Source organism: Alteromonas sp. G4i13 (assembly GCF_054960505.1).
The window spans coordinates 40,194-52,161 of record NZ_JBHNYX010000003.1 but is presented as its reverse complement, the minus strand read 5'-3'; the positions used below and the strand labels follow the sequence as shown (position 1 = coordinate 52,161).

9 protein-coding genes are annotated in these 11,968 nt (G+C 41.9%); all 9 read left to right on the top strand.

Features of this window, described 5'->3' with window-relative positions; translation table 11 throughout:
• Nucleotides 1-12 precede the first annotated feature (12 nt).
• The 9 genes from ACFI6J_RS02040 (at nucleotide 13) to ACFI6J_RS02000 (ending at nucleotide 11,961) form a co-directional block, all read left to right on the top strand.
• Nucleotides 13-1,389 carry an MATE family efflux transporter gene (locus ACFI6J_RS02040; RefSeq protein WP_069944367.1) on the top strand — a complete coding sequence of 459 codons (1,377 nt, stop codon included), beginning with the start codon at nucleotides 13-15 and terminating at the stop codon, nucleotides 1,387-1,389.
• 80 nt (nucleotides 1,390-1,469) lie between these two features.
• Complete coding sequence (locus tag ACFI6J_RS02035) at nucleotides 1,470-3,362, top strand: IucA/IucC family protein (protein ID WP_069944368.1); 1,893 nt, start codon at nucleotides 1,470-1,472, stop codon at nucleotides 3,360-3,362.
• Complete coding sequence (locus ACFI6J_RS02030) at nucleotides 3,352-5,166, top strand: IucA/IucC family protein (protein WP_081333998.1); 1,815 nt, start codon at nucleotides 3,352-3,354, stop codon at nucleotides 5,164-5,166. Before ACFI6J_RS02035 ends, ACFI6J_RS02030 begins: the two co-directional genes overlap by 11 nt.
• The gene (locus ACFI6J_RS02025; protein WP_462585641.1) at nucleotides 5,159-6,463 is read left to right on the top strand and encodes an AMP-binding protein; all 1,305 of its coding nucleotides are present in this window, start codon (nucleotides 5,159-5,161) and stop codon (nucleotides 6,461-6,463) included. Before ACFI6J_RS02030 ends, ACFI6J_RS02025 begins: the two co-directional genes overlap by 8 nt.
• Before the next feature lie 74 nt (nucleotides 6,464-6,537).
• Nucleotides 6,538-7,791, top strand: a complete 1,254-nt coding sequence (locus tag ACFI6J_RS02020; protein WP_240491585.1) for a DUF6005 family protein — start codon at nucleotides 6,538-6,540, stop codon at nucleotides 7,789-7,791.
• Entirely contained in the window at nucleotides 7,788-8,633 is an 846-nt protein-coding gene (locus ACFI6J_RS02015; RefSeq protein WP_039227687.1) for a sugar phosphate isomerase/epimerase family protein, read from the top strand. The genes ACFI6J_RS02020 and ACFI6J_RS02015 overlap by 4 nt, the downstream gene beginning before the upstream one ends.
• Before the next feature lie 38 nt (nucleotides 8,634-8,671).
• Nucleotides 8,672-9,007, top strand: coding sequence for a hypothetical protein (locus ACFI6J_RS02010; protein ID WP_069944371.1), 336 nt, complete (start codon nucleotides 8,672-8,674; stop codon nucleotides 9,005-9,007).
• Nucleotides 9,008-9,253: 246 nt separating this feature from the next.
• Nucleotides 9,254-10,795 carry a PepSY-associated TM helix domain-containing protein gene (locus tag ACFI6J_RS02005; protein WP_069944373.1) on the top strand — a complete coding sequence of 514 codons (1,542 nt, stop codon included), beginning with the start codon at nucleotides 9,254-9,256 and terminating at the stop codon, nucleotides 10,793-10,795.
• A 44-nt stretch (nucleotides 10,796-10,839) separates the two neighbouring features.
• A complete protein-coding gene (locus tag ACFI6J_RS02000) occupies nucleotides 10,840-11,961 on the top strand; it encodes a heparan-alpha-glucosaminide N-acetyltransferase domain-containing protein (RefSeq protein ID WP_278711865.1) in 1,122 nt (373 codons plus the stop codon).
• The last annotated feature ends 7 nt before the right edge of the window (nucleotides 11,962-11,968 follow it).

Here is an 11,968-nt window from a genome sequence, read left to right as displayed (position 1 = left end):
AGAGAAGTTGTAATGTCACTTTCTACAAAAGATGCAATCTTACACAACCCATTGATCGGCACTTTTTTTCAGCAAGCTTTCTTATCGCTCATAGGGCTTGTTGCTTTAACGACTGCAAGTCTAGTCGATGGCATCTTTATAGGACAATATGTCGGTGCATCTGGGTTAGCCGCAGTTTCATTACTATTACCCTACATCACCTTTCTGGTCGCTCTCTCGTTAATGCTAGCCATTGGAGGAAGCGTATCGATTGGTACTTTTATGGGGAAGGGCGACACAAAATCTGCCAGTGCGCTATTTACACAAATAATCGTTGTTGCTTTAACGCTTAATATTATGTTGGCAGTGGTAAGCTTCGTTGCAGAGCCTTTTCTATTCTGGCTTCTTCACATTCCGTCCGATGTCGTACCGTTGACTAGAGAGTATTTGTCAGTAATCCGATGGGTCTTCATTTTTCAATTTTCTACGATGGTGTTTTACTATCTTGTCCGTGCAGACGGTTACACCAAGCTTGCAACTATTGCATTAGCCTTGGGTGCAGTGACAAATATTTTACTCGACGCATTATTAGTGGCGTACTTGGAATACGGTATTAAAGGCGCAGCTTACGCAACGGCTGCTGCTCAAATTGTGCAGCTCTCTGTACTACTTCTTTATTTTGCTGACAAAAATCGTGCAATAACCTTTTCGACGTTTAATAAGCCATGGCGTCGTGTATTCAGAGCCGTAAAAAATGGATTATCTGAGTTTACTAATGAAATTTCTGTGGGTGTTCTTTTTCTTGTAATTAACACTCTGCTCGTTATCAATTCTGGCAGCATTGGCGTTGCGGCATACAGTGTAGTTAACTACTTTATCTTTTTAAGTATTATGCTTAGTTTCGGTATAGCAGATGCGCTTCACCTGCTCGTTAGCTACAACCGCGGAGCGAGCCACACGTCACGTGTTAATGCTTTCCTGCTTATAGCGCTAACTACAGCATTCATAGCAGGGCTAATATTGACGGTTTGTTTACTGTGGTTTAATCATGTTTTTGTGGCGCTTTTTATCGAGCCTTCCCAACAACAAGCTACTAAATACGCGCACACCATCATTTTATATGTTTGGCCACTGTTTCTTGTAAATGGCTGTAACGTACTGCTCAGTGTATTTTTGACTGCAATTGAAAAACCATTACATTCCGCTGTCATAGCGTTAGGTAGAAGCATTTTATTCCCTGTTAGTTTCCTAGTATTGCTATTTCACTTCACGCCATCACCCCTGGCTAATGAAGGTAACGACATCAACATTTCCTTCCTTGTTGCGCTGCCTGCGGCTGAATGGGTGACCTTTTTACTCGCAGTGGTTTTGGTTTATAAACATTACTACCTAAAAAATACCCACATGTAACAAATGTAAAATTTATTGCTAATGAGAACCATTCTCACTAGATTGGCCCGGTAATTTGCTCATCTTAAAAGGGTCTGTACATGACTTCAGTAGCTAAGAAACAAGCTAATATCGCGTCGTTTCAAGCGTTTTTTAATGCCTATATTAAAGAAATCGATTCCGGTGTTTGGCACACAAAAGAAGACTGGGTAATTCGGACAGGAATACAGTTACAACCAAACGACAACTATGCCGTAGAGCTATATTTAACCTCTACTAATACTCGACTTTCAATATCAGCATCCTACCGCTCTACAGTAGGTCGTCATGCATTCACAGCAGTTTTCAAGCAACTCCCCAATAGTTTTCAATGGGAAGAAGTATCACTAATGAACGCTATTTTGTTGCTTATTGACGAAATATACAGTGGTAGCAAAGAGAGCCATGAGCCAAATGATGCAGTCGACGAGCAGAGTTTAGAGCTTTACGCCAGAACAATCGAAAGCCATCAGATTATGGCGCTTTACTTAGAAAACCGTGATGGCGATCCCGATCTCGCAAGTAATAAGTTTATTGATTCTGAACAAGCTATACTTTTTGGTCATTGGTTACACCCTACGCCAAAGTCAAGACAGGGCATGCACCGATGGCAGCATGAACTTTTTACCCCAGAGCTTAAAAGCCAATTTAGACTGCATTATTTTGCTGCCAAGCAGGATATCACTCTTTCTAATAGTGCTGAGTCCATTTCAGCCTTTGAGATACTAGAAGATATTGTTTTAAGCGATGGCAAAGATTCTACAAAAACACTTATCGAAAAACTTCGAAAAGACAATTTAAAGCTGCTGGCTCTGCATCCGCTTCAAGCGGATTGGTTGTGCGCTAAGCCTCACATTCAAGATCTGCTCAACAAAGGTGAGTTGATTCAATTGGGCGAATTAGGGCCTCTATTTACACCTACGTCTTCCGTCAGAACGTTGTATAACGCCGAGCTTAATTACATGGTTAAGCTATCGATACCAGTAAAAGTAACGAATTCATTGCGAAAGAACATGCACCATGAGTTAGAGGCCGGAGTAACACTTTGTCGACTGCTTCAACGATGCGGCTTTTCAAGGCTTTATCCTAAATTCAAGTTCATCGACGACCCGGCTTATATTTCATTGAACGCTGGCGCCTCAAAAGAAAGTGGGTTTGAGTTGATACTCAGAAAAAATCCATTTAACTCAAAAAATGAAATCACAGGGCTTGGCGGAACGCAATCTATAGCCGCCTTGGTACAAGAGCCACTTGTACCAGGAACTTACTCGCGACTTGCCAAAATAATCCATATGTTAGCCCAGAAAGAAGGCGAGGAATGTGCTGATGTCGCGCTAACTTGGTTTGATAATTACCTAGACTGTGCAATTGAGCCAGCAATCAGACTTTTTGACCAGTGTGGTATAGCGTTAGAGGCGCACCAGCAAAATTCACTTCTGGATTTAAGCGAAGGTTACCCAACTGCTTACTATTATCGTGATAACCAAGGGTTTTATTTGTCAAAAGAAAGACAGCAAATTCTTGAGACTATGGAACCGCGACTCGCTCAGTGCGATGACCTGTTCTACGGTGAACAAATGATAATTAATCGCTTCACATACTACTTATTCTTTAATCAATTATTCGCTGTCATCAACCGCCTAGGTGCCGATCAACTTGTTCAAGAAGGTACGCTGCTTCAAAAAGTGTACACCAGGCTAAATTCCATTCTTCCCACTTTAGGTTCGTTGGGCACAGCATTCGTCACATCGGTATTGGAGCGAGAAAAACTGCCTTTCAAAGCCAATCTTCTGACTCGCGTTGAAGACGTGGACGAGTTAGAAGCCGAAGACGAGCTAGCTGTTTATGTTTGGGTAACCAACCCGTTTAAAAGCGTTGCGGTTCGAAGTGACACGCCATCGCTCGTTTGTAAACAAGCGAGTGAATTAGAAGAGGTGATTGCTGATGCTTGCTAGTTGCACTCTAGACATTACCGAAGAGCATCTCAGCGTGCCTACAGGAACAAGTGTAAAAGTATCGTGTAAAAGCGAGAAACGCGTTGTTCGACAATTAATTGAAGCGCTTATCTTCGAAGGCTTAGTTGATTTCTGTTTTGAGGATGGACTTTTCACATTTCAAGTGGGCGACAATTTTGTAACAGCTAATGGCAAACAAACGCTTTTCAGTCGGGTTCGTCTAGATGCCAATTCTATTAAGATAAACGGTGACCCTCTTACGTTATCTGACGCAGCGAAGATTATCCATACGCTTCCTTGCAGCAAAGAAAGACAAAATAAGCTAGTCGAAGAGTTAAAACATACACTGTTACTTTGCCGCTGGAATCAACAAAACCTGCTACAACTCTCAAGTAGACGAGCACTGAGCTATATTCGCTTAGAGTCTGCTTTAACTGAGGGCCACCCGTACCATCCATGCTTTAAATCAAGAAGTGGCTTTAGCATTGAAGACCACGAAAAATATGGGCCTGAAGCCAACAATACGTTTAAGCTTCATTGGCTTGCAGTAAAGCGTGAATACTTGTCCGTAAATTTCAACGGTGAAGTTGAGCAAAGTTTTTGGAAAAGAGAGCTAGGCCAATCTACCTACAAAATTCTGTCTGACAGCTTACGTAAACACGGCGGGGATAACCAACGTTACTGTTTTTTACCGGTTCATCCGTGGCAATATAACAAGCTAAAGCCTTCTCTTGAAAAACCGTTATCAAACGGTGACGTTTATTCTCTGGGCTTAGCTGGAGACGATTATCAAGCCAGTATTTCATTAAGAACCTTGCTCAATACAAGTAACGTCAACAAAGCGAGCGTCAAACTGCCGCTCAATATCGTCAACACGTCCTCTTTGCGCACTATTGAACCTCATTCAGTTTGTACTGCGCCACATATTTCAAATTGGTTGACTAACCTAATAGCCGAAGATGAATGGCTACATAGCCGTGATGCGCTATCTATACAAAGTGAATACGCAGGCATTGCGCTAAAGCAATCAGCGGATAGTGGAGAAAATGGCAGTTGGGCTGATGATTTATCCCCAAGCCTTAGTGTTATCTTTCGCGATGCCAGTGTGCTGAACGAACCGAATTATCAAACTGTACCATTCCCCGTACTTGCAAGTACTGAAGTTGACGGAAAGCCTTTCGTGGCGCATTGGATTGAGAAACATGGGGTAGAAAAATGGCTAGAAGCGCTTTTTAACACGGTTGTTCTTGCCGTCTGGCATTTATTGATTCATCACGGTATAGCCATTGAGGCACATGCTCAGAATACGTCCGTTGTACTGAAAGATGGATTACCTGTGAAAGTCATTCTGCGGGACTTTCACGAAAGTTTAGAGTTCGTGCCTGACTTTCTTGCGAACAAAAGTAACGTACCAGAATTCGATAAGATTAATCCAGAGTATGTTAACGCACCTGCCAATCTTTATTACTGGATGGAAGACGTCGAAGCCTTGCGAGAGCTATTTGTCGATACCGTGTTCGTCTATAACCTGACCGAGCTGTCGTTTCTTTTCTCTGAGCAGAACTATTGTGATGAGAACACTTTTTGGTCAAAGGTATTTAGTGTCTTACGTTCCTACAACGATAGTGGTGTGACGCCACATAGCCGAATTAACCGTCTCAATATATTTGAAACACAGGTTATTACTGAGTCGCTTTTGAAGAAAAAACTCTACGCAAGCAATGCGCATGAAGAGTTCCACCATACCATTACAAACCCTTTAGCAAAATTTGCCAAAGATACCTGCGGAGAATCGTATGCTTAGTATTGACGATAATGTCCTCTCAGCCCAAGACATCAGCTCGAAATTTAAAATCTTTTCAAACGCACCCTATCTGAGCTCAAAAAAGGGTAGTGTGGCTGTGTGCATAGAAAGCGTCAGCGACTGGCTTTCACTGTGTTTTTACGCGAAGGAAGCGGGCCTTACCGTGATGCCAATTAATGCCAGTACGCCAGAAAAACTAGCGAAAAAATACGCGGAAAATGCCGGTTGCTATGCCCTCATTTACCAAACTCTAAACAATGTAATTATATTCCCTAAAAACGAAAAGCCTGATAATACTCCAGGATTAATTCAAATGAGCTCTGGAACCACTGGTGCACCAAAGAGCATAAAACGGTCTTGGCGTAGTATCGATCAAGAGGTGTCTGCTTATGTTGCACATTTCAGTGCACCCAATTCAATGACTCCGGTGATTGCTTGCCCTGTTACTCATTCTTACGGGCTCATTTGCGGTATATTCGTTGGCCTTGCCAGAGGCAAGCACCCCAGAATCTTTACCAGTATAAATCCTAAACATTTGCTAAAAGCATTGCTCAAACTTGAGCAACCATTGCTGTATTCGTCACCGTTAATGATAGATACCGTATGTATGCTATGGCCCAAAACAAGCAAACTTCACGCTGTAATTACCTCTGGCACACTCATGTCAGGACCTGTCTTTGAGCGAGCCAAATCAAAAGTGGAACATTTTTATCAACAGTATGGATGTTCTGAGGCCGGGTGCGTTGCAATAAGTAAAACCTTTGAAAGCACAAATGTAATAGGCGAAGTCCTTCCTCACCTTAGCGTTAAAGCAGGCAGCAGCCAAAGTGCTCCCAGTGAAATAGTTATCAAAATTAAACAACCGCTTGATGGACAATCGGCCGAAATTTATACCAATGATCTCGGTTATTTTGAAGACAAAGATGGTGTGCACCAACTGTGCTTCGTTGCGCGCCAAGACGATACCATTATTGTATCGGGGCTTAATGTGTACCCCAAAGACGTGGAAGACGTTGTGCTTAGTCACCCTGACATTGACGATGCCGTTTTATTTAAAGTACAGGACAGAAGTACAGGCTATCGAGCTTATCTTCAATTTTGCGCGCCACATCGTTATTCGAATGAAGATAAGGCCGCGTTGCGAAGTTGGTGCCACAAGCAACTAGCCACATATCAGGTGCCGTTCGATTTCATACAGGTTGATGCGATCAAGCGCTTACCCAATGGCAAAGTAAATCGCAACGAAATTGCAAAGAATTTCCAGTTAGAAGCAGAAACAACAGCAGCTACAGCCTAGAGTGCGTTATGAATTCAGAGTCCTTAATAAACACAATTGAACACGTGCTGGCACATGATATGGATTGCAAGCACATGCAAAAATTTTCTCCACGAGCTCGTTTAAACGAAGATCTCTATATTGATTCAGTGTTGCTTATGCAGTTGCTTATCCATTTAGAGTTGAATCACGATATTGAAATACCGGAAAGTGCAATATCTCAAGAGGATGTTAATACTGTCGAGAGCCTTGCTCACTTCATTTTATCTTATCAGCAAACCAACAACATTGAGGTAAGTGATAGTGTAGATGAAGTGCCGTTCGAAGACATTAAAGTCCACTGTTTTGTAAGCTGTTTGTGTGAATGTATAAAAGCATCGCCCAAAGTCGATCATCGTCCTTTTTATTTTGGTGTGTGGGACGCGGAGGTAGTCGTCAATAAAGACCACATGCTTGCCTATCACGACGAATCTATTAGCCACGACTTTTTTATTCAATGGTATAAGGAAATTTATGGCGTAGAGGTTACCTCTTGGTATAACAATGAACAGACGAAAGCTCAGAACATTGCCAATTTGGAAAGGTTGCTCAATGACGCAACGCCTTCCCAGAACATCATGGTAATGCTAGATATGTACTTATTACCTGAGCGAGAAAATAAGTTTAACCAGAATCCTTTCCCTCACTATGTAATGCTAAAGAAGACGGAAGATACGGAACGGTGGCTTATGATGGACCCAGACTTCAGGTGGGAAGGAGAGGTTAAGCGTAAGGATGTTCTCAACGCTATTTCATCACCACATGTTGCGGGGGGCTACGTATTTGATAGTAATCATATAACGCATTCTTCTCTGCAAGCTATTTCCAGTTATTTCGATGCTACATTTTTCCCTGAACACAACGTGTTAACGGATGCAATCCGGAAAGTCATTGTAGCTCATCAACAAAAACCTGCTGATAGAGCATTGCTGGGTAATGCCCTTAAGCAAATCCCCGTTCTTGCAATTAGGAAATACGCCTATGAACATGGCTTTGCTTATTTCTGGAGAGATATTGGATTTCCAGAAGTAACATTCGAGCTTTGGTGTGATGAAATAGAAAAGCTGGTTTCTACATACAAAGCAATACAATACCGAGCGATCAAGCTCTCTGAATTAGCTAAAGAGAATCAAGACACATTACCGTTGTTTGATGAACTTTTCACATTACTCAATGAGCAAGATACCACGGAGAGAAAAATTAAATGTAAACTTCAAACTGTGTACCAAGACTGGCTAGTTTTTCACAACCTTCAAGATAAAAAAGCTAACAATACCGTGGGCGTAGAAAACTTGGAGGCCGCCGTATGAATCTTTCAGTATGCACCATCACTTTTAGGCACCAACTTATCTCAATCGCTGAAATTGCAAAATGGTCTGTGGCAAATGGTTTTCAGGGGATCGAATTATGGGGTGCACATGCTACGAATTTAGAAGACCAACCCGAGTATGGGAAAGAGTGGCTCTCAAGCTACGCGTTGAAAACATCCATGCTAAGCGATTATCTGCCACTTTTTGAAGGGAACGACGCTTTGTATTTTAAGGTTCATCGCCTTTGTCGTTTGGCTAAACACTGGGGGGCAACCAAGATTCGCACATTTGCTGGCAACGAAGGCAGCGCAGCCATACCTGAAGACCGAAAAAACCTGCTTTTCGAGCGGTTACAACTTGTTTGTGATTGGCTTAGCGACTATGGGCTTAACTTAGTTATCGAAACACACCCTAACACTTACGCTGACTCGGTGGGTTCTACCATTGAATTGTTTGAAAAAGTTAACAAAGACAATTTGCAACTAAATTACGATGTGTTGCATGTATGGGAATCTGGCGCTGACATTATTTCCTCTTGTGAACAACTCGCTCCATATATAAATCATTTTCACTTTAAAAACATAAGTAGCAGTAAACACTTAAGTGTGTTTGCTCCAGACAATGTGTATGCCGCAGCAGGCTCGCGAGAAGGCATGGTTCCCATTTTCGACGGTGCCGTAGATTATCAAGGGTTTATTGAATATCTGTACTCGAAACCATCTCTGCGAAATATTGACTCTTCACTCGAGTGGTTTGGGAACAATTGCAAGAATATCCTCAGTCAGGACAGATATAAATTACAGAAAATGAGTCAGGCCGCGACGACCGCTCAAGCCATTTAAGTATAACTGCAGAAATATATACAAAAGGACTTGTCGATATGTTTTCGATTTCAAATGTTCTCGCTTTACAAGCCATTTTCTGGGGATGTACAGCGCTTTATTTTTCGTCGGATCACCAAAGATCGTTCACTCAATCAATGCCAAAGGCTTTAGGCAACACGCTTTTTGTTGCCACTATCGTGCTGGCGGCCTTTCTTCTAGGAATGCAATACAACGCTTGGGCAATGATCTTTTCTACGATTACCATGATTATTTTTAATTTAGCGCTAGTGACGTTTACGGGTGCACACGAAAATCGTCCCTTAAGGCTACTTGCATATGGAACAGGCGTTAACGTTGCATTAGCGCTCATAGGAGGGGTTTATGTGGCGTAAAACCTATCTGTCCTTTCTAATTGGATTACTACTTAGCACAAGCATCATTTTGAATCTTAACTACTTTTTACCATTCGATGTAGATGTCAAATTGCTGGTGGGTTACATACTTGGCTTTTTGATTTGGGCGGGGTTAATGAGTTACTTTTTCTGTTTCGAAAAGACTAAAAAGCCAGCGCTTCAATGCCTTTCCGTTTTGACTTTTTCACTTGTGCTTAATGTACTAATTAAATTAGGAGTAGTTGCATGAAAGCCAGCGTGATTCGTTCAGCCTTGGAAGGTCACGGATGGATAGGGCTATTTATTTCCATTCCGCTATTCATCGTTTTTTGGGCAGGCTCTCTTACTTTGTTTTACCCGGAAATCAAAGCATGGTCTGTTCTACCTCATACAGAATATCGTTCAGTCTCGGACCAGCTGCCACTTAACAACATATTGGACACAGTGTTTTCAGAATATGATGTGAATACGCAACAAAGAATGTTTGTAGTCCTTCCAACTGAAACAATGCCTCTATACGAGCTTCATCTTCCAGTAAATGAAACCCCGTCGGCTAAAAATGCACTGACTTCAATTTATGTTGATCCGGTTAATGGAGAAACGGTAGCGTCTATAGACAGTTTTCACTTAGCTGATTTTCTCTATGGCCTCCATATTGACCTGAATTTGCCACTGGGCGACCACATTGTCGGTATTGTGACCCTGTTTTTTACCGTTGTCATTTTCACTGGGCTAGTCGTTCAGTTCAAAAAGCTGATCACGCACTTTTTCTACTATCGAGGTGGCAGCACTACTCTTCGATATCAACTTACAGACATGCATAACGTAGTAGGGGTCATGAGCTTACCCTATACATTCATGTACGCGCTTACCGGTCTAATGTTTAATTTAGGTTTGATTTCTCAGATTGTGACACTCTTGTTTATCTACGATGGAGACAGGACTGCGCTACTAAACGATACAGGGTTTCCAAGAGTAACCGAATCTTACACTGGCATTGAAAGAGAAATGCCAGACCTGAATACCCTTATAACTTCGTGGGAAGAGAAAGAGAATGCAAAAGCTTCCTCCCTCAGGCTTACAAACTATGGTGATGAAAACGCGCTAATTCGTATTATTGGGCAACATAGATCGAACTTTTCGCAACGGATAGATATGACTTACCGTGTGCGTGAAAATGAATTTTCAGCAGATTTAAATCCCGCTGAAAGAAATGCCTTCGCCGATGGGACACGTTTTCTGTACGCACTGCATTTTGGGCACTTCGCAGGCGTCGATATAAGAATTGTTTTCTTCGTACTCGGGCTGGGTGTATGCGGCTTAATTGTTGTTGGCAATATGTTGTGGCTTACTAAGTTTCAAAATAATCGCAGTATTTCTAGTCGCTTTAAACACAGCATATTTGCACTTACATTAGGCGGATGTGCTGGTATCGTACCGGCGACAGCGTTTGCATTTTTACTCGAGAGAGTGCTTGGTACAGATTTAAATTACAGGTCGTTTATTGTTGAAACTGCTTTCTTTGCGGTTTATGCCATATCGATCATAGGCGCTTTTTTCACTAAGCATGTACATTTAGCGATAAGCCGAACAGCACTGGCAAGCGGTCTCATTCTTGCACTTTTATCCCTTATCGAGACACTTGGCCATAACCAAGCAATAATCCAATTTCTAAATAATGGCTACACCGGGCCTTTTTCAATTTCCTTCGTCACTTTTGCTTTTGCCTGCCTGTTATTTTGGTTGGGTATAAAGTTGTCTGAGAAAGATGAAAAGAGTAAAAAATAGCAACACCAAGCATTTAAAAGACAAAATAAAAACAAGTGAAAACTATGAAACTATTTTATGTACCTACCCACTTTGGCACGCCAAGTATTAACAGGCAGAAAACTTTTGACGTAGCAAAAGGTGTTGCTGTTTTACTCATGGTTATGATCCATGTATTAGACTTTTATGGCTTACCTGAAGTGCGGTTTAGTGCATTTGGAGCCACGGTAAAATTCGCATTGGGTTGGCCAGCAGCATCAATGTTCGTCTTTATCATGGGGATTTTTGTAGGCCTATCTCCATCATCGACACTGAAAGCGGATATCAAACGAGCAATATCGCTGTTTGTGCTAGGTTACGCACTAAATTTAGTTCGCGGAACCATTCCCATGTGGCTTTCGATTAACATTGGGCTCGTCACGTACCAAGATGTAGCGCCTCACACTCCGCTGAGTGAATTTTTAATTGGTGATGTCTTTCAATTCGCAGGTATAGCGCTACTCCTTTGTACAGGATTGAAACATGCAACTAATAAAATCTCTATTTGGATCGGCGCGGCTATTGCCATTGCGTTTTTATCACACAGCGTCTGGGATAGGTACACGTCATTACCTATACTCAATGAGTTTTTGAAGCTTTTTGTAGGAAACGAAGAAGCGGGAGTTATGTTTCCTATTTTTCCTTGGGCGGCATACCCAATTGCTGGTATGGCATTTGGTCGCTTCTTAAAGCAACAAAATAAAGGCACGTTAAACTTTGTTTGTTGCCTTATATTAGGCGTAGTTTGTGTAATCCTCGGTACAGGACTCACGCTCACTAACCCTGCATATCACATTGTAACAAACCTAAGAAGCGGCCCTGGAATTGTTCTTCTAATGACAGGTATCGTGATGCTTTTTATTTACACCACTCACATACTCGTTGAACGCTTTAAGCAAAACTATGTGGTTACACTATTCGCTTTCTGGGGTAAAAACGTCACTGCACTATATGTTTTACAATGGATATTAATTGGATGGGGGCTAATGCTTGTTGGGCTGCAACAGCTTACGATGACATATACTTTGGTAGCCATGATAGTTGTTTTAACGGCCTGTCACTATCTAGTATTACCTTGGCATGAATATAAGTCTAAGAGTAGTAAAGCGTCAAAGCCTCATGTTTCTGCCGTTCCTTTGAGGCCTTGAATATAAC